Below are 18,357 nucleotides of genomic sequence, written 5' to 3' on the forward strand. Positions count from 1 at the left end.
TAAATGGATTAAAAATCAAAAATGGAGTCACCATTTGCTCCATCTTCTTCAATTTTTGATGTGTATAAAGTTGCTTGTTTTGACTCAGACACAAGCATTTGAGGTATATGCTTAGGTGTTGTGATGGCTGGCGTATCGTTTGGAGAATCTAATACCACATCACATAATGCTCGAATAGCTGTAAGTGCCTCGCGAATTTGCTGATCATTTCCTGCATTTTTTGCGCCAGATAATTGTTTTTCAAGTTGCTGTATCACGGCTTGATAAGGAATCATGACATTCTCCCCCCTTCTATTTTTGGCACAAATTTTAAACACTCCATGCCTGAAGATTGCTTCACGACAACGGATGGTATTTGCTTTGTTTTAAAGCCATATGCTGCACAGGCTCGTGGCGTTTGAGGGTCCCAGGTTACTTTGAAAAATTGACACTTGAAACAATTCACCTTCATTATTGTCCCACACTTTCTTCTATATTAACTGTATCATGATTTATAAAGTGTATAAAGAAAACGATTTGTGCCAATCTATACTAGACACCAATCAATTGGCTGTTTGCCCCATTCCACCAATTGTTGATTAATTTTTGAATAAGGTTTACTACCAAAGAATCCTCGGTAAGCACTGAGTGGACTCGGATGTGGCGCTTCGAGTATAACATGTGGTGTTTTATATTTACGTATCAATTGCTTTTTACGCTGTGCTGGTTTACCCCACAGTACAAAAATTAGCGGCTCTTCCCTTGCTGCTAATTGGTCGATAACAGCGTCGGTAAATTGCTCCCACCCTTGATCTTTATGAGAATGAGCCTGTCCTGCTCGAACAGTAAGCACAGTATTTAAAAGCATAACACCTTGCTCTGCCCATTTTGTTAATGTTCCATTTGGAGGAATAGGACAGCCTAAATCATCTTGCAGCTCTTGCAACATGTTTCGCAAGCTTGGTGGATGTGGAATACCTGGTTTAACGGAAAAGCTTAAGCCATGTGCTTGATTCGGACCGTGATAAGGATCTTGCCCTAAAATAACAACCTTTACATCATGGTAAGCTGTTGTATAAAAGGCATTCATCACATCAGTCATTGGTGGATAAATCATTTGCGTCGAATATTCATTTGCTACAAATTGACGTAGTTTGTGATAGTATGGTTTTTTCAATTCTTCTGCGAGTATTTCTTGCCAATCATTCGGGAATACTTGTTTCATCGTTCTTTAAGCCCCTTTCTCTTCTTACAACGGTACAAAAAATCAAACATGAATTCAAGCATCAGTTCAAACTGACCATATGTAAATATCATATTCTGACTATTTTTATAGAATCAGTTTCGGATTATACTAGATGGTAATTTTACAACTCTCAATGCTAAAGGGGATCTTTCAGATGACTCTAAAAAAAACATTAACAATTGCTGGTTCAGATACATCAGGTGGCGCAGGTATGCAAGCTGACCTGAAAACATTCCAGGAGCACGGTACATATGGGATGGTGGCTTTAACAGTAGTCGTAACAATGGATCCGAATGGCTGGACACATAACGTCACACCATTGCCAACAAAGCTTCTTCAAAAACAAATTGATACCGCCCTTTCAACAGGAATTGATGCCATTAAGACAGGAATGCTTTCAACAGAAGAGATTATTCGTATCGCTGGAGAAGCTATCGCAAAATCTGGCACTTCAAATGTCGTCATCGACCCTGTTATGGTATGTAAAGGTGACGATGAAGTACTGAATCCTGGAAATACTGATGCTATGGTGCAACATCTTCTACCACTAGCAACTATAACAACACCAAACCTTTTTGAAGCAGGACAATTAGCTGGCACAGGTACACCAAAAAACATTGACGACATGAAAATTGCTGCTCGTAAAATTCACGAACTAGGGGCTAAGGCTGTTGTCATTAAAGGTGGAAAAGCATTAGCTACTGAAAAAGCAACAGACCTTTTCTTCGACGGTGAAACATTCTTCTTATTAGAATCGGAAAAGGTCGCGTCTACTTATAATCATGGCGCTGGTTGTACATTTGCAGCTTCTGTAACAGCCAACCTTGCTAACGGTCTTTCTATTAAAGATTCTGTCATTGAAGCGAAAGAATTTGTATCTGCTGCCATTGCCCATGGCTGGGCGCTAAATGAATATGTAGGACCAGTCATGCATGGAGCGAAATCTCGCTTTGGTGCTCCTCCAGTAACAGTAACTGAAATTTAACATAGAAAGGATGTCTCAAAGAATTTTGGAGACATCCTTTTTAAAAATTATCAATGGTAAACACTCTGTTCATGATGAATCATTTGCTTGCTAAAGATAAAAAGTGGACAAGATACGTTAGGGCTACATATCCCATATATTAGCTGTATGGGAGGGGAAAAGATGAAAAAAAACAAGGCAGAGGACTTAACGGAAGAATCAGGTTTACTAGCTGGGGAAATCACCTCTTCAAAAGTTGAAGTAATTGCTTCCATTATATTAACACTTGGTTACTCATTATCCACCCTTGCCACAATATTAGCGCTGCAGGAGGAGGAAGAATTGGCACAAGCCAAAACGACTGAAACACAAGATCAAAATCTTTATATGAAGCAAATGTTTAAACAGTTACAAAATGTCAACAACCGTTTAGATACAATCGAACGAAAGCTTAATCGATACTAATAAATACATAACCAATAGATGAGGTAGTCTCTTTATAGGACGCTTCGCTTTTGGTATAAAAAAACATTTGCTGAATCAAGACAAAAAACCGCGACTCTCCGTCATAAAAGAGAATCGCGGTTTTTTACTATACTATGATAATGAGCTTCACTTTTCTTCCTCTTTTCACAGCTACCCTGTTTCACCTGTATAAGGAACGTCATCTATTGTACCAAGATAGAATCCGTTATTACTAAAATAATACTCCCTTCAACAGGTGGGGCTGTCTACACACACGAATTAGGAAGAAGTCATGGTTGCAATATCTTTTCGGATGTGAAAACGGATACAATACAAAACGACACATTTTGTACATACTATTTTCACACTCCCTATATTGATACATTACAATAATTTTTTCAAGAATATTGCTTGAATACTTATCATAGAATTATAGTTAATGATTCATTTTTTCATGAGTCATTAAATTGTCATAACAATGCAATCAATTTCCCTTTGCGAATTTTTTTTACTATACTAAAAGGAGAAATGATCGAGAGGAGTGTTAAGATGCAAGAAGTACAGGTAGAGACGTTACAGGAATTGCTGAATTCTTTCGCCAACAAAGACGTTTATATTCATCTTGAGACGACAAATGGATCTTATGCAGCACACTATGATGAAAAATTCTTTAATGCAGGTGCTTTTATTCGCAATGCTAAGATTAATTATGAGCTTGCTAAAGTGGTAGATCATGCACCGCATCGTGTTGGTTTAAAATTACCTCACGGCTGGGTTTATGCACAAGGCATTACACATTTTGAATTAGATGATTTAGGCCGTTTATTAATGGCTGGACTAGACTACTCAGGGAAACTGGCGATTGCGCTTGAAATTAGCGAAACGCCATTTACTTACTAAGGGGGACGACTATTTGAATTTACAACCACAACGTCATATTTTAATTGTGTACCCTCACCCAGATGATGAAGCTTTTTCAGTTGCTGGGACAATCGCCTACTATACAAAGAAGATGAATACACCTGTTACATATGCCTGTTTAACATTAGGCGAAATGGGACGTAATTTAGGTAATCCACCCTTTGCAACACGCGAATCTTTGCCTGAAATCCGCCGCAAAGAATTGGTAGCAGCAGCAGAGGCAATGGGTATTCAAGATTTACGTATGCTAGGTTTACGAGATAAAACAATCGAATTTGAAGACGATGAGAAAATGGTAAAAATAGTTGAAGGGTTAATCGAAGAGCTAATGCCTTCATTAATCTTCACGTTCTTACCTGACTTTGCTGTCCATCCAGACCACGAAGCCACAGCACGTGCTGTAGTTGAAGCTGTTCGTCGAATGCCTAAGGCTGCCCGACCACAAGTATTAGGCTGTGCCTTTGCCAATGATACAATTGAAAAAAATGGTGATCCACATGTTGTCTATGATATTTCTGAAATGAAAATGGACAAATTAAAAGCATTACAAGCCCATTCATCCCAAACTGGTTGGATGATGCAGGAAACTGAAAAGCGCATTGATGATGGTGAACCAATGAGTGAAAGCTGGCTAAATGTTGAAAAGTTTTATATTGTTGACCCAGATAAATATGTAAAATAAAAAAGATGATGTCAATGGCAGAAAAAGCAACTTTGCAAGGTGAGAGGTTGATTTCCGTTCCGCCAGCGTCCTGATGTGCCGCTTCACTCCAATCAACCATTCTGCAAAGTATCTTTACTTTTTTTCATAGTAGCATAGCGATCCGATCGCCCATTACCTTTATTCTTAGAGGGGATAAGCTTTTATTTTCAATGTAGAAGTGACAACATCTCATAAAAGAGTAGTGAACACCTTTACTTTATTTGAAAATCTTTGCTAAAAAGGTAACACTTTTGTGGATTGGAGTGGAAGGCTACTTGACTCCGGTGGGACAGCTCGACGCTCGCCCACAGGAAAGCAAGTAGCCTGCAACGGAAATCCATTTCTGTCTGTCAATTGACTGTTTTTCGACAATAAGAAAAGTACTGTTCTCATTTTTGGAGAACAGTACTTTTTAATTAGGCAGCTCTTACCCTCTTCATCATATGCACAATGATTGTGATGGAAAAAGCAATCACCAAGAATAGGAAGAATAAGTAATGCGGGATATGAATATTAACAACACTCACTAGCATTTTTAAGCCAATAACACCTATTATAATAAAGGCCGTTGCTTCAAGCTCTGGAATTTTTTCGATAATGATTAAAAACACACCTGCAATTGTCCTCATCATTAATATGCCTAACATCCCCCCAATTAAAAGTACCCACACTTGATCTGATATGGCAAAGGCTGCAAAGATAGAGTCGATCGAAAATGCAATATCCATTAGCTCGACAGAAATGACGGTGGCCCAAAAGGTTCCAAAGAGCCGCACCATCCATCCTGATTTTTTCACTTCCTTCACGCTATCCTCATTCCCAATTTGAAGAAAATGAGCTACACAGAGCCAGCCTAAATATAATGCACCTAACACTTTAATAAACCAAAATTCCACAAGATAAACACCTATACCAATAAATAAAAATCTAAAAAAATAGGCACCTAGCATGCCGTACATTAATGCCCGCTTTCGTTGTTTATCTGGTAAATGTTTAACAAGAACTGCCAATACAAGTGCATTATCCGCCGACAGTAGCCCTTCTATAATAATTAATGAGGATATTAGCCCCCAGGATACAGGGTCCATTAATACTTCCTGCCACATCGCCCAATCAAAAAATTGCCAATATGTAGATAGAATTCCTTGAATGATTTCCACTACTTACCCTCCTACTTGTCCTCAGCTAATCTAGTATATGCTTGACCATTTTTGTTATGAGAATTGTATTTACCTGGATTCAGCAAATGCTTTTTGTCCCAAAAGTAACGTTTCAGCAATTGCTCGAGGCATCATTTATTCGATAAAACGCTTACATCATAAAATAGACACGGAAAATTTAGAATTTACTAAAAATTAACCACCGAAAGCAAATAAAGTGTGCTATCATAGATAAATGTTTTAAACGTATAACGGAGGATGAATACTATGGAAGTTGCTGATACTAGAACCGTGCAAGTGGAAAATGTCCTGATTGCACATCATTTTTTAAAAGATGTAGTTGTCCATACACCACTACAAAAAAACGATTATTTATCCGAGAAATACGGAGCTACTATTTACTTTAAACGCGAAGATTTACAACATGTGCGCTCATTCAAGCTCCGAGGTGCCTATTATAAAATTAAAAAAATCGAGGAAGAAGCACGCAACGCTGGTGTTGTCTGTGCAAGCGCAGGCAATCATGCACAAGGTGTAGCTTATGCCTGTGCTCAATTAAAAATCCAGGCTAGCATTTTTATGCCTCAAACAACACCAAAACAAAAAATAGACCAAGTGCGAATGTTTGGGCGCGAATTTGTAGAGATTATTTTAGCAGGTGATACGTTCGATGACTCTGCTGAAAGCGCCTTAAGCTATTGCGAAGAACACGATAAAATATTCATCCATCCATTCGATGATTTCGATGTCATTGCTGGTCAAGGAACTGTTGCAGTAGAAATTATGAATGACATGGAGGAGCCAATCGACTACGTCTTTGGCAGTATTGGTGGTGGCGGCTTAATGTCTGGCGTTTCTGCCTACGTTAAAAACCTCTCCCCTTCTACTAAAATTATTGGCGTAGAGCCCGCTGGTGCTGGCAGTATGAAAGCTGCTTTTGCTGAAGGGGGCGCTGTGGCTCTTGATTGGATTGATAAATTCGTCGATGGCGCTGCCGTAAAATGCGTCGGCCATCACACTTATGATGTTTGTCGCCGCTATTTAGACGACATTATTCTTGTACCAGAAGGCAAAGTTTGTACAACGATTTTAGATCTATATAATAAACATGCCATTATTGCCGAGCCTGCTGGGGCACTATCAGTGGCAGCTCTTGATTTTTATAAAGAAGAAATTAAAGGGAAATCAGTCGTGGTCATTATTAGCGGTGGTAATAATGATATTGGACGGATGCAGGAGATTAAAGAAAAGTCGCTTATTCACGAAGGCTTACTTTACTACTTCATCGTCAGCTTCCCTCAGCGCGCAGGGGCATTACGTCAATTCCTCACAAGCGTTGTAGGACCTAACGACGATATTACTACCTTTGAATACACAAAGAAAAACAATAAAGAAAGTGGTCCTGCCCTCGTTGGTATTGAGCTTGGCGATCAAGCGGATTATGAAGGGCTGCTTGCACGAATGGATGAATTCGGCTTCAAATACAAAGAAGTAAACAACGACATTCAACTATTTGGCTTACTCGTTTAAAATGAAGAGTCTCACTTCTCAGCAAGTGAGACTTTTTTATTGTGATAAAGTTTATCAATCGTTTTTATTACCCTAAATAAAAAACATTCAAACTAGTGCATGAGCGTTATATATATTGTTGAAAAAAATAATATCACCTGTGGAAAGTGACATGCTGGCAATGCGAGGGGTTGCCGCCAGCTTCCGATGAGTCGCTTCACTCACTTCCGTTCGCTCCAGGGCCACTCCAATCAACTATTCTGCAAATGTGTCTTTTCATTTTCTTTCATACTAACAGTAGTGAACCCCTTTGCTCAATTTATGGGTTGGAGTGGAAGGCTACTTGACTCCCGTCGGATAGATCGGCATTCCCCCACAGGAAATCAAGTAGCCTGCAACGGACATTCATTTTCACCATTGACAAAAACGCTATTGATGGATTTTTTTAACACTATAAAAAACGCCCATACAAATGTATGAGCGTTTCGTCATTAACCTAATAAAGCACGGTCTGAATTCATTTTTTCCCCACGAATGCGTTCAAATTCGGCCATTAAATCTGGGATCGTTAATTCATGCTTATGGTCTTCAGCAACCTCTAAAATAATTTGGCCTTTGTCCATCATAATAAGACGATTCCCTAAATCCAAAGCTTGTTGCATATTGTGCGTTACCATTAATGTCGTTAACTGATCTTTTTCAACTAAATACTTCGTAATACGGGTAATTAATTCTGCACGTGATGGATCAAGTGCAGCCGTATGCTCATCCAGCAATAAAATAGAGGGCTTTGTGAAAGTAGCCATTAACAGTGACAATGCTTGCCGTTCCCCACCTGAAAGTAAGCCTACTTTTGCAGAAAGCCGATCTTCCAGATTTAAACCAAGCATTTCTAATGATTCTTTGAACAAGGTACGACGCTTTTTGTCCACACCGATGTGCAGTCCTCTACCCTTATTTCGTGAATAGGCCAGTGCTAAGTTTTCTTCAATTGTCATCGTAGGAGCTGTTCCCGCCATTGGGTCTTGGAACACACGACCAATGTATTGAGAGCGTTTATATTCAGGCAAATTCGTGACATCATTACCATCAATAGAAACTGTGCCAAAATCAGGTGTTAAGGCGCCTGAAATCATATTCATCATCGTTGATTTCCCTGCACCGTTACTACCAATGATTGTCACAAAATCACCTGGCTTTAAGTGTAGATTAATCTCTGCTAGTGCAATTTTTTCATCTGGTGTTCCTTCATTAAACACCTTATTAATACCATGTAATTTAAGCAAGGCCTTTTCCTCCTTGCTCTACTGTTTTTACTCGTGACAGCTCTGCAGCACGCTTCGCCTTACGTTTACGTTCCTTACTCTTATTGATAAATTGTGGTAAGATCAGCGCCAAAATAACGATGATAGCCGTAATTAATTTCATATCTCCTGAATCAAGGAAGTCTACACGTAATGCTAATGCTAAAATAATACGGTAAATGATAGCTCCTGCAATGACTGCAAAAGTTGTACGGATAATGGTCTTTGTCCCAAAAATGGCTTCACCAATAATAACCGATGCAAGACCGATGACAATCATACCAATCCCCATACTAACATCGGAGAACTTCGAATATTGTGCGATTAAAGCTCCAGAAAATGCGACAAGCGCATTGGAAAGTCCAAGCCCTAAAATGATAAGTGTATCTGTATTTGCAGAGAAGCTACGAATCATTCGTTTATTATCACCAGTTGCTCGGATAGCTAGCCCGACCTCAGTCTTCAAGAACCAGTCTGCTATTAACTTAATTAAAATCGTGATGATTAATACGACTATCAGCACACTCCATGTATTTGGTACATGCTGAAAGCCCATGCCTTTTAATAGGTTATTGAGAGCAGCATCGATCCCTAAATCACTCCAAAATGCTTGAAACTTTGAAAAAATCGTTTCTGAGTTTAGTAGTGGAATATTCGGGCGACCTATAGTATTTTCTGCAGTTAACCCCATGATGCGCAGGTTAATCGAGTATAACGCAATCATCATTAAAATCCCTGATAATAGTGGATTAATCTTTCCTTTCGTGTGAAGAATTCCTGTCATACATCCAGCAATAAATCCAGCAACAATTGCCACTAAAGTCGCTAAGATTGGGGAGTAGCCAAGCAAAATCATTGTTGCTGCAGTTGCCGCCCCTGTTACAAAGCTTCCATCAACCGTTAAATCCGGAAAATCTAACACCCGAAACGTTAAATATACACCAAGTGCCATAATTGCATAGATGATTCCTTGCTCCACTGCGCCAAATAATGCTAAAAACATCGTTGAATCATCTCCTAAATCTTTTTATTATTTCTACTGCTTATAAATGAAGATAAAGCGGGGATAGTTCTCCCCCGCTTCCATTTATTTTTCTAGAAGTTCTGCACCCCAAGAATCTTTTATTTCAATTCCTAAATCATCCGCTACTTTTTTATTGATTAATAGTTTCAGATTTTGCGGATATTGTGCTGGCGTCTCGGCAGGTGTTGCTTCACCTTTTAAAATTTTCACAGCCATTTGACCAGCCTCATAACCAATATCGAAATATTCAAAACCATAAGCAGCTAAACCGCCTCGTGCAACAGAGTCTAGCTCTCCCACAACAAGTGGTAATTCATTTGTATTGGCAACATCAATAACAGACTCTAAAGCAGAAACTACTGTATTATCAGTAATAATATAGAAAGCCTCTACCTTACCAATTAGTGATTCTGTTGCTTGTTTTACATCTGCCGAAGTAGATGCTGACGCTTCTACTACTGTTAAGCCTTGTTCATCCATCACCTTTTTCACTTCTTTAACTTGTGCAACAGAGTTTTGCTCACCAGCATTGTAGACCATCCCTACTTTTTTGGCGCCAAGCTCTTTTAGGAATGCGACTGTTTTAGAAATCGTTTCAGGATGTAAATCAATTGTTCCTGTAACATTTTTTCCTGGCTTCTCCATTGATTCGATTAACTGTGCACCAACAGCATCTGTGACAGATGTGAAGATAATTGGAATATCACTTGTGGCTGTTGCCGCTGCTTGTGCAGAAGGTGTGGAGTTAGCAAAAATTAAATCTACGTTTGCACTTACTAGATTGTTAGCAATCGTTGTGTTAAGACTGTTATCTCCTTGTGCAATTTGTGGATCGTAGTCAACTTTTAAGCCAGCATCTTCAATTGCCTTTTTAAAGCCTTCCGTTGCTGCGTTTAATGATGGATGCTCTACAATTTGAGTAATCCCGATTTTATATGTTTTATCCTCTGTATTCCCGCTCTCACTTGCATTGTTTGATTCATTCCCTTTTGAATTTGTTGAGCTAGATCCGCCACTACCGCAAGCAGCAAGTAGTAACACTAATCCAAAAAGAAGGAATGAAAGCTTTTTTACACTGTTCTTCACAAATAATCCCCCCGATTATATTCTCAATATCTATCACACTTTATCCAAACAAAGTGTGAATGTATCGCTATATTATCGTTATTATCAAGCTCCGTCAACAACATTATGAATGTTCTGACTTTTAAAACTGACGAAACATTTTAGTTTTTCATTCAATTCGCCGCTTTAAACCGCTAAACTACGCTATTTTAGTTAATTGCTTTCTTTTTAAAAAATAGTAAAAAATATTTATGACAATTTTACGAAGTGTGTCATATAGACAAAAAGTCTGACATTTGACTTCTGCTAGATATCTATAATAAAATATTGTCTTGTGTGAAAGCACCGTGGTTCGTAACCATCCCACGCAAAAAAACTAAGGAGAAATGAATATGAAGATAAAATTTTTAGCAACAAGTGGTATTATTGCAGCGCTATATATTGCGGTGACAATGCTTGTTGCACCGTTTGGTTTTACAGAGGTACAATTCCGTGTATCTGAAATGTTTAACCATTTAGTTGCCTTTAACCCACGCTTTGCCGTAGGGATCATTATTGGCGTATTGATCTCTAATCTATTTTCACCACTTGGCATTTACGATTTAGTGTTTGGTGTTGGTCATTCGATGATTACACTTGGACTGTTCATTTTAATCTGTAAATATGTCAAAAATATTTGGGCACGTTTAATTATTAATACATTATTATTTACTTGCACAATGTTTATTATTGCCTTCGAGTTGAATTTGGCCTTAGAACTACCATTCTTCTGGACTTGGCTAACAGTGGCGGCAGGTGAATTTATTGTGTTAGCTGTTGGTGCACCGATTATGTATGCACTCAATAAACGCCTTCACTTTGATCATTTGATTTAACAGACGAGTCTTTTTAGATTCGTCTTTTTTTCTTGACACTATTCTGAAAATAAACTACAATTCTTTCTAAATAAATGCAAGGAAGAAGAGTAGTAGCAAGCATAGTTACTTTCAGAGAGCTGGTGGATGGTGCAAACCAGTAGTAGGTACTTGTGAATGGACTTCAGAGCAGCCTTATTAAATGTAAGGCCGATTCACTCCCCGTTATCGGAGTAAGAAAGCGCGCAAAAATTGCGAATGAAGGTGGCACCACGGTTACTCGTCCTTTTTAAGAGGATTAGAGTGGCTTTTTTTATGGAAAAATTAGCATAGAGGAGTCGAGTAAAGATGAGTAAAGTAGTAGAGAAAAAAGGTTATTTTGGAGAATTTGGCGGAAGCTTTGTTCCAAAGGAGCTTCAAAATGTCTTAACTATTCTAGATGAGCATTTCCAAAAGTTTAAAGATGATGAAGAATTTAAAAAAGAATTGGATTACTATTTCCGTGAGTATGTTGGTCGTAAATCCCCACTTTATTTTGCAGAAAATTTAACAAAGCAATTGGGTGGCGCAAAAATTTATTTAAAACGTGAAGATCTTAACCATACAGGCTCACATAAAATTAATAATGTCTTGGGACAGATTTTACTAGCCAAACGTATGGGGGCAAATCGCGTTATTGCCGAAACAGGTGCAGGTCAACATGGTGTAGCAACTGCGACTGCTTGTGCCATGTTTGGAATGGATTGCACTATTTATATGGGCTTAGAGGATACAAAACGTCAAGCATTGAACGTGTTTCGCATGGAGCTTCTTGGCGCGAAAGTAGTAGCTGTTGATAAAGGGCAAGGACGTTTAAAGGATGCAGTTGATGAAGCATTCGCTGACTTAGTCGAAAACTATGAAACAACGTTTTACTTATTAGGTTCAGCAGTTGGGCCACATCCCTTCCCATCAATGGTTAAACACTTCCAATCTGTGATTAGTCGCGAAAGTCGTGAACAGATTTTAGAAAAAGAAGGAAAGCTACCAGCAGCGATCCTTGCCTGTGTTGGCGGTGGCAGTAATGCCATTGGAGCATTTGCAGACTACATTGCAGATGAACAGGTTCGTCTTATTGGAATAGAGCCAGATCAAGCTGCTACATTAAACGAAGGTTCGCCCGGAGAGCTACATGGCTTCAAATGCTTAGTATTACAGGATGCAGACGGCAATCCACTACCAACCTATTCAATAGCTGCTGGTTTAGATTACCCTGGAGCAGGTCCAGAACATAGTCATTTAAAAACAATTGGCCGTGCTGAGTATGTGACTGTGACAAACAAAGAAGTCCTTGAGGCATTTCAAGTACTTTCGAAGGTTGAAGGGATTATTCCTGCCCTTGAGAGCTCACATGCGGTCGCACATGCTCTAAAATTAGCACCAACTTTATCATCTGAAGAAAGCATTATTATTAATATCTCAGGTCGTGGTGATAAAGACGTGGAACAGGTTTTCCACATGTTAACTAAATAATTCAATAAAAGAGCGACTTCCATAAAAGGAAAGCGCTCTTTTAACTATGCCAATAATCGAGGGTATATTTCGGCAATACTATATCGAAGCTTAGCTATTTTGGTTTCATAATTTAATTAATATATTCCAACAATTCTCTTTTACAGACACATAAAAAACGGATGTAGACTAATTCTACATCCGTTCCTTTAACGATTAGGAAATTGCCTTTTTATGCAGTTTCATTTTTAGTTTTTCTAACATATCTATCGTCATTTTGGCTAAATCATACTCTGCTTTGAAGCCCCACTCTTTTTGAGCTGCGTCAATATTTAAAGAGTTTGGCCAACTGTCTGCAATCGCTTGACGCACTGGATCAACCTGATAATCCATTGTGAAATTTGGCAAATGCTTCTTGATTTCAGCTGCGATTTGTGATGGTTCAAAGCTCATCGCTGTAATATTAAAGGCATTGCGATGAACGAGCTTACTACCATCTGCCTCCATTAAATCTACAATAGCTTGTAAGGCATCTGGCATGTACATCATATCCATAAACGTACCTTCCTGAATATAAGATGTGTACTTACCTTGCTCAATTGCTTCATAGAAAATTTCTACTGCATAATCAGTTGTACCACCACCTGGAGGTGTTACATAAGAAATTAATCCAGGGAAACGTACACCACGTGTATCAACACCAAAACGATTGAAGTAATAATCGCATAATAATTCACCCGCTACCTTATTTACACCATACATAGTTGTTGGACGTTGCAAAGCATCCTGCGGTGTATCTTCCTTCGGTGTAGATGGACCAAATGCTCCAATTGAACTTGGCGTGAAAAATTGCATATTTAACTCACGAGAAACTTCCAATGCATTCATTAAACCGCCCATATTTAAATTCCAAGCTAACAATGGATTTCTTTCAGCTGTGGCTGATAGTAATGCTGCTAAATGCATCATCGTATCTGCACCAAAGTCCTTTGCTAAATCGTGCATTCTTTGTCCATCTGTCACGTCCAATATTTCAAATGGGCCCTTAGTATGTTCAAGCTTTCTAATGTCTGTAGCAAGTATATTGTCCTCTCCATAAATACCACGAAGTTTTTCTACAAGCTCAGAACCAATTTGACCAAGTGCCCCAGTAACAATAATCTTTTTCATTTCTCAAAACCTCCACATATGAACAATTGTACTTGCTGAAAGTACAAATATATATTGATAAACATTGATTTAATAACACTTTCAATGAAACTCATTATAATGTGTTCGTTTTGAAAATACAACAATTATATTAATAATATTCATTAAAAGGAACATACAATCCCTTACTTCCAGTATATGAGCACTCAAAAAATATTGTGCTACAAAAATATAAAAAATACAATTGTACACCTCAAAAATACAAAAAATTAAATCTTTCATAAACTAGTTTTGTAACCACGCAAAAAAAGAACCTTCTTTGCTAATTTCCGCAAAAAAGACTCCTTTTCAACATTATTCTTTAATATTAAATTAGATTGAAAAACGTTTAACAGCAATTTGCAAAACTTTTGATACTTTGCGCAATTCTTTAATGTAATTATGGTATTGTTGTTGAGCTGTTAATTGATCTGCTGTTAATGTAGCAACATGCTTAGTGGATACGGCATTCGTATCCGATATAGCTGTTAACATAACCGCATCCTCACTCACCTTTTGGGTGTGAGTGGCTATCTCTTGAACTGTAGCAGATACTTCCATCATATAAGGCTTGATTGTATGTACTTTTTCTAAAATTTGATCAAAACTTGTCGCTGTTTGTCCTGTTACGGCAACACCTTTTTCAGTAGCCAACAACACGCCCTCCATCATTTGTACTGCATAGCTCGAATCTAAATGGATGTTTTGTACAATGGATGTAATCGTTTGTGTTGATTGGACTGTTTGTTCCGCAAGCTTCCGCACCTCATTGGCTACAACCGCAAACCCCTTTCCATGTTCTCCTGCTCTTGCTGCTTCAATGGATGCGTTTAACGCTAGTAAGTTGGTTTGTGCTGTTATTTTTTCTATGACCTCAATCATTTGATCGATTGATGAGGCACGCTCAACCAAGTTAAAGATAGCTGTATTCGACTTTTCTACGGCCTGCTTAATGACCTGCATTTGCATTAAATTAGCCTGTACAATTTCAGTTCCACTCTCAGCATCTCTTGCTGTTTGATGCGCAAAGCTTTCCACGACCTGCACTTTTTCTAAAATGACTTGTACATCATTTAAAACTTCCTCTAAAGAAGCTGTATTGGAAGCCAATTTACTAGTAGAAGCAGCCGTTGAATCTGAAATAGATTGTACATCTTTTGCTATTTTTAACGTTGTTGTTGATGATTGCTCTGAGGATCCTTGCAATTTACCTGTCATTTCTTCTACTTCATAGGCGCTGTCCGTTACAGTATGGAGTAGGTGTTTTACCTCTGTGACCATTTGATTGTAAGACAGTACTACCTCACCAAGCTCATCATGGGCAACATAACTTGCATTCGCAGTGAAATCGCCTTGTTCTGCTCGTTTTAATAATGATTTCAATTGACGTGTTGGTACATTGACTGCCTTAGTTGCGATAAATCCTATCAGAATGACAAGCAACACCACCGCTAAGCATACGCCACCTAGTAACCAATAACCAAATTGCACATCTTGTTGATAATACTTCTGTTGATCCTTCGCTTTTTCAACCAAATAATTTTGTGTTTCTTCTAATAATGTATGGCTTTCCTGACTTATTGGTAGAAATGTTAGCGAATAGAACTGCTCTAGCTCACCTTGGTTCAATTGCTTATAACTCTCAATCAATTCTCCTTGCTTCTTCAGCAAGGATTTAAATTTTTTAATTTGATGACTCATTTTTTTATCAATTTCTTGGCTATCCAATTGCTTTAAAGGCTGTGCCATCTCTTTTAAAATAACCGTCATTTCTTGATAGTCACCCTGAGCATCTACGATAAAATCTAATTGACGCTGTGATTCTTCTAGCTCATTCAGCCAACCGATTGGGACAAGTCCCTGTGTGTAACTCTCACTTGCATGCCACGACATCTTCCTTAAATAATCCACACTAAACACACCCAGCAATACATTCGATAATACACAAACAATCATGAGTACAAGTAACTTGTCCTTCACCTTTATGAAACGGAAAAAATGCATGATCCTTGGCTCCTCCTCCAACTCTTACCAATAATGATAGTATGAAGATATAAAGCCAGTGTTATGTTTTTGTAAAGATTGCAAGAAGAATTAAGAATTTATGCCCATTATCTAGTTTTATATAGGTAATTTACCACACAAATAACTCCCTACCATTGATCCTTAATTATACTATTTCTGCCACCGTAACCTTCCATGCATTCCAAACCTTTATCGTATTAATAGAGGTTGGATGTAAGTTTAGTAGTTCATTTTCTTCTACTAGGTGGGATTAGCTGTCTTTTTGTCCACTCCAGTAGTGTAAATTAAGCTCCTTCATCATCAATATTATCGAACATCATGCTTATGGGAATTGTTATGACTATTCATAAGTCTTATAAAGGTAATATGTTTAAAGTAGAGGACTAACAAAATGCAAGTAGAGAAAAGACCTTCCTATTCTCTACTTGCTAAATTAAAAGGGAGGATTAATTAGTTAAAAACTCCTTAATACTAGCATTATATTGATCGATAAATATTTTCGCTTCATTATTAGGTAGTTTTAATGCGGCTAATGCGGCACCGCCAACTGGTAGGCTATAAGCACCCATAAAGTCATACTGATTGCTATTATTTTTATCAATGGAGGCTAATTTTTCAATAAATAACGTCAATTCATTAAAAACTCCACCAGCTAGCACGACTTTGACACGCGTATCTGAAAACGGATTTTTTTTGTAACAAGCATCTATACTTTGATAAAAAACATGGCACACTTGATCCAGAATCGTGTTCGCTACAGCATCACCTCTTTTAGCGCAATCAATGGCAATCTTACTTAAAGGAGAGATTGTATCTCTCGGATGTCCTTTTCCATAAACAATTTCAATTATTTGTGGAATGGATTGTAATTGAAAATAATTTAATACTGAGGATGTGAGGCTCGTTTCTGGCCCTCTTTTATCAAATGCTTTAAACACCGCTTTTAATGTGCGAATACCAATATCATAGCCACTGCCTTCATCATCAAAAATATAGCCCCATCCTGCCGTACGCTCAACTCTGCCAGACGAATCTATACTTAATGTAATTGCACCTGTACCAGAAATCTGTACAATGCCAGACTGACCTAATGTACCAGCATACAGCGCGTTCAACCCATCATTCGACAGTGATAATTGACAGCCTTCAGGTAATAGCGAGGTTAGTAATGTGTGGGTAATCTCCTCATTATTATTTTCCGTTACGCCAGATAGTCCCGCATGGCACTTCGTAATTTGATGAAAATCATAAGGTTGTTGTCTTTTTAAATCATTTATTAGTTCTGTTATCGTCTGCGTAAATTGCTCTAAGCTCATAGATGTGGGATTACTTTTACCTGTTTCTGCTAGTGCTATAACTTGCCCACGAAATGTTGAGATTGTCGCAATTGTTTTTGTTCCACCACCGTCAATTGCCAAAACATACAAGTACCTTCACCTCTATACGATTTTAATTGTAGAAACAATTTCTCCTACTTCCTGCCCTGCGTCATTACGCACAAATGCAGGAGACAAGGCTTTAATACGCTCAATCGTTTCTTGATTTGTATACTGAATTTGTTCCAATACAGAAGCAATTACATTCGGCCACGGACTTTCTGAGCCATTCATAATTTTCAAAGCAAAACTTACTCCTTCATTTCGCAAGGCAAAACAGTATACGCCCTGTGCTCCGCCCTTCGCTACAATATTAGGATCTTTTAATAATGCTGTACAAATAAAGTTTTGAGCCGCAATAATATGATTTTCTTGATTCATGACTGCGCTAAGCTTTACTACTGCTTCACGAATTGGTAGATCATCAATTAATTCTGGCCGCGCTAGCTTTAAATAGGCTATTGCCATATTTTTTAGTGGAATGGCAAAGACTGGTGCGCCACAACCGTCTATTCCTGTATGAATTTTCCCCTCATCATATTCACTCAAATAAGCAATGTATTTTTTTATCATTTGTTGCAATGGATGGTCTGGATGATAGTAGTGCTTGAAATCATAACCGTTTGCAAGACATGCAGTTAAAAATCCTAAATGCTTGCCCGCACAATTATGAAATAATCGCCTCTTTTCGTATCCCTGTTGTATATATTGCGTTTTTGGTTCCTCATTTAATGGATAAGAAGCTGCACATATTAAATCATTTTCATTAACAGGGATCTTTTCCAACAATGAGACCAGCGCCTCTTGATGATAAAATTCCCCTCTTTGTGACGCCAAAAATAAGGCACTTTCTGTTGAAGTAATCTCGTACTTTTCTATAAAATCAGTCATGAAAATTGGAATGGCTTGAAATGGTTTGGCTGCAGAACGAAAATACACAGGCTCATAATCCTGGCCAACAGAAACGAATTCTCCCTTTGTTAGATTCACAGCACTCATTTGTCCATAATGCACATTTTCCATTAATCCTGAACGATACTCCTTCAAAAATTCTGAGTAAGCCACGAATCAACCAACCTTTCT

At 38.2% G+C, this 18,357-nt stretch carries 18 protein-coding genes, 1 riboswitch and 1 other annotated feature; of the genes, 7 read left to right on the forward strand and 11 right to left on the reverse strand.

What is annotated here, in order from left to right; all coding sequences use genetic code 11:
• Nucleotides 1-8: 8 nt before the first annotated feature.
• The 3 genes from CRI88_RS05615 to CRI88_RS05625 form a co-directional block, all read right to left on the reverse strand.
• Complete coding sequence (locus CRI88_RS05615; RefSeq protein ID WP_036117384.1) at nt 9-275, reverse strand: YwdI family protein; 267 nt, start codon at nt 273-275, stop codon at nt 9-11.
• Entirely contained in the window at nt 272-451 is a 180-nt protein-coding gene (locus CRI88_RS22730; RefSeq protein WP_036117386.1) for a hypothetical protein, read from the reverse strand. Before CRI88_RS22730 ends, CRI88_RS05615 begins: the two co-directional genes overlap by 4 nt.
• A 75-nt stretch (nt 452-526) precedes the next feature.
• On the reverse strand, nt 527-1,204 hold the full coding sequence (locus CRI88_RS05625; protein ID WP_036117389.1) for a uracil-DNA glycosylase: 678 nt from the start codon (nt 1,202-1,204) through the stop codon (nt 527-529).
• A gap of 175 nt (nt 1,205-1,379) precedes the next feature.
• Here CRI88_RS05625 and thiD point away from each other — a divergent pair, with 175 nt between their 5' ends.
• From thiD to bshB2, 4 genes are all read left to right on the forward strand, one after another.
• Nucleotides 1,380-2,210 (forward strand): bifunctional hydroxymethylpyrimidine kinase/phosphomethylpyrimidine kinase, encoded by an 831-nt coding sequence (thiD, locus tag CRI88_RS05630; RefSeq protein WP_036117391.1) that lies wholly within the window; start codon nt 1,380-1,382, stop codon nt 2,208-2,210.
• A 162-nt stretch (nt 2,211-2,372) separates the two neighbouring features.
• Nucleotides 2,373-2,654 (forward strand): hypothetical protein, encoded by a 282-nt coding sequence (locus CRI88_RS05635; RefSeq protein WP_058844322.1) that lies wholly within the window; start codon nt 2,373-2,375, stop codon nt 2,652-2,654.
• 549 nt (nt 2,655-3,203) lie between these two features.
• Nucleotides 3,204-3,554, forward strand: a complete 351-nt coding sequence (locus CRI88_RS05640; protein ID WP_036117395.1) for a YojF family protein — start codon at nt 3,204-3,206, stop codon at nt 3,552-3,554.
• A gap of 13 nt (nt 3,555-3,567) precedes the next feature.
• Nucleotides 3,568-4,257, forward strand: coding sequence for a bacillithiol biosynthesis deacetylase BshB2 (bshB2, locus tag CRI88_RS05645; protein ID WP_036117397.1), 690 nt, complete (start codon nt 3,568-3,570; stop codon nt 4,255-4,257).
• Between the two features lie 437 nt (nt 4,258-4,694).
• Here the strand turns inward: bshB2 and CRI88_RS05650 are convergent, their stop codons facing one another.
• Nucleotides 4,695-5,438: a TerC family protein gene (locus CRI88_RS05650; RefSeq protein ID WP_036117400.1), complete on the reverse strand. Its 744-nt coding sequence runs from the start codon at nt 5,436-5,438 to the stop codon at nt 4,695-4,697.
• A gap of 267 nt (nt 5,439-5,705) precedes the next feature.
• Here CRI88_RS05650 and ilvA point away from each other — a divergent pair, with 267 nt between their 5' ends.
• A complete protein-coding gene (gene ilvA, locus CRI88_RS05655; RefSeq protein WP_058843265.1) occupies nt 5,706-6,968 on the forward strand; it encodes a threonine ammonia-lyase IlvA in 1,263 nt (420 codons plus the stop codon).
• Nucleotides 6,969-7,438: 470 nt separating this feature from the next.
• Here the strand turns inward: ilvA and CRI88_RS05660 are convergent, their stop codons facing one another.
• The 3 genes from CRI88_RS05660 to CRI88_RS05670 form a co-directional block, all read right to left on the reverse strand.
• A complete protein-coding gene (locus CRI88_RS05660; RefSeq protein ID WP_058843264.1) occupies nt 7,439-8,233 on the reverse strand; it encodes an ABC transporter ATP-binding protein in 795 nt (264 codons plus the stop codon).
• The gene (locus CRI88_RS05665) at nt 8,226-9,254 is read right to left on the reverse strand and encodes an ABC transporter permease (RefSeq protein ID WP_036117424.1); all 1,029 of its coding nucleotides are present in this window, start codon (nt 9,252-9,254) and stop codon (nt 8,226-8,228) included. The genes CRI88_RS05660 and CRI88_RS05665 overlap by 8 nt, the downstream gene beginning before the upstream one ends.
• An 84-nt stretch (nt 9,255-9,338) precedes the next feature.
• A complete protein-coding gene (locus CRI88_RS05670; RefSeq protein ID WP_089933040.1) occupies nt 9,339-10,361 on the reverse strand; it encodes an ABC transporter substrate-binding protein in 1,023 nt (340 codons plus the stop codon).
• A 320-nt stretch (nt 10,362-10,681) separates the two neighbouring features.
• A riboswitch (PreQ1 riboswitch) is annotated at nt 10,682-10,726 on the forward strand.
• Between the two features lie 6 nt (nt 10,727-10,732).
• Between CRI88_RS05670 and CRI88_RS05675 the strand changes: the two genes are divergently transcribed.
• Nucleotides 10,733-11,215, forward strand: coding sequence for a QueT transporter family protein (locus CRI88_RS05675; protein WP_058843637.1), 483 nt, complete (start codon nt 10,733-10,735; stop codon nt 11,213-11,215).
• Nucleotides 11,216-11,285: 70 nt separating this feature from the next.
• Nucleotides 11,286-11,485, forward strand: a binding site (T-box leader).
• Nucleotides 11,486-11,542: 57 nt separating this feature from the next.
• The gene (trpB, locus tag CRI88_RS05685; protein ID WP_036117429.1) at nt 11,543-12,706 is read left to right on the forward strand and encodes a tryptophan synthase subunit beta; all 1,164 of its coding nucleotides are present in this window, start codon (nt 11,543-11,545) and stop codon (nt 12,704-12,706) included.
• A gap of 195 nt (nt 12,707-12,901) precedes the next feature.
• Here trpB and CRI88_RS05690 read toward each other — a convergent pair whose 3' ends face one another.
• The 4 genes from CRI88_RS05690 to CRI88_RS05710 form a co-directional block, all read right to left on the reverse strand.
• On the reverse strand, nt 12,902-13,855 hold the full coding sequence (locus CRI88_RS05690) for an L-threonine 3-dehydrogenase (protein WP_058843636.1): 954 nt from the start codon (nt 13,853-13,855) through the stop codon (nt 12,902-12,904).
• 351 nt (nt 13,856-14,206) lie between these two features.
• A complete protein-coding gene (locus CRI88_RS05695) occupies nt 14,207-15,877 on the reverse strand; it encodes a methyl-accepting chemotaxis protein (RefSeq protein ID WP_058843635.1) in 1,671 nt (556 codons plus the stop codon).
• A 467-nt stretch (nt 15,878-16,344) separates the two neighbouring features.
• Nucleotides 16,345-17,325, reverse strand: a complete 981-nt coding sequence (locus CRI88_RS05705; RefSeq protein WP_058843634.1) for an N-acetylglucosamine kinase — start codon at nt 17,323-17,325, stop codon at nt 16,345-16,347.
• A gap of 12 nt (nt 17,326-17,337) precedes the next feature.
• Complete coding sequence (locus tag CRI88_RS05710) at nt 17,338-18,339, reverse strand: asparaginase (RefSeq protein WP_058843633.1); 1,002 nt, start codon at nt 18,337-18,339, stop codon at nt 17,338-17,340.
• Nucleotides 18,340-18,357: the final 18 nt, after the last annotated feature.

This window comes from Lysinibacillus fusiformis, assembly GCF_002845985.1.
In the GTDB taxonomy this organism is placed as follows: Bacteria; Bacillota; Bacilli; order Bacillales_A; family Planococcaceae; genus Lysinibacillus; species Lysinibacillus fusiformis_D.

Coding starts and splice junctions, on each gene's coding strand:
- trpB (WP_036117429.1), top strand. CDS start 11,543: ATGAGTAAAGTAGTAGAGAAAAAAGGTTATTTTGGAGAATTTGGCGGA.
- CRI88_RS05665 (WP_036117424.1), bottom strand. CDS start 9,254: ATGTTTTTAGCATTATTTGGCGCAGTGGAGCAAGGAATCATCTATGCA.
- CRI88_RS05690 (WP_058843636.1), bottom strand. CDS start 13,855: ATGAAAAAGATTATTGTTACTGGGGCACTTGGTCAAATTGGTTCTGAG.
- CRI88_RS05695 (WP_058843635.1), bottom strand. CDS start 15,877: ATGCATTTTTTCCGTTTCATAAAGGTGAAGGACAAGTTACTTGTACTC.
- ilvA (WP_058843265.1), top strand. CDS start 5,706: ATGGAAGTTGCTGATACTAGAACCGTGCAAGTGGAAAATGTCCTGATT.
- CRI88_RS05625 (WP_036117389.1), bottom strand. CDS start 1,204: ATGAAACAAGTATTCCCGAATGATTGGCAAGAAATACTCGCAGAAGAA.
- CRI88_RS05675 (WP_058843637.1), top strand. CDS start 10,733: ATGAAGATAAAATTTTTAGCAACAAGTGGTATTATTGCAGCGCTATAT.
- CRI88_RS22730 (WP_036117386.1), bottom strand. CDS start 451: ATGAAGGTGAATTGTTTCAAGTGTCAATTTTTCAAAGTAACCTGGGAC.
- thiD (WP_036117391.1), top strand. CDS start 1,380: ATGACTCTAAAAAAAACATTAACAATTGCTGGTTCAGATACATCAGGT.
- CRI88_RS05615 (WP_036117384.1), bottom strand. CDS start 275: ATGATTCCTTATCAAGCCGTGATACAGCAACTTGAAAAACAATTATCT.
- CRI88_RS05640 (WP_036117395.1), top strand. CDS start 3,204: ATGCAAGAAGTACAGGTAGAGACGTTACAGGAATTGCTGAATTCTTTC.
- CRI88_RS05635 (WP_058844322.1), top strand. CDS start 2,373: ATGAAAAAAAACAAGGCAGAGGACTTAACGGAAGAATCAGGTTTACTA.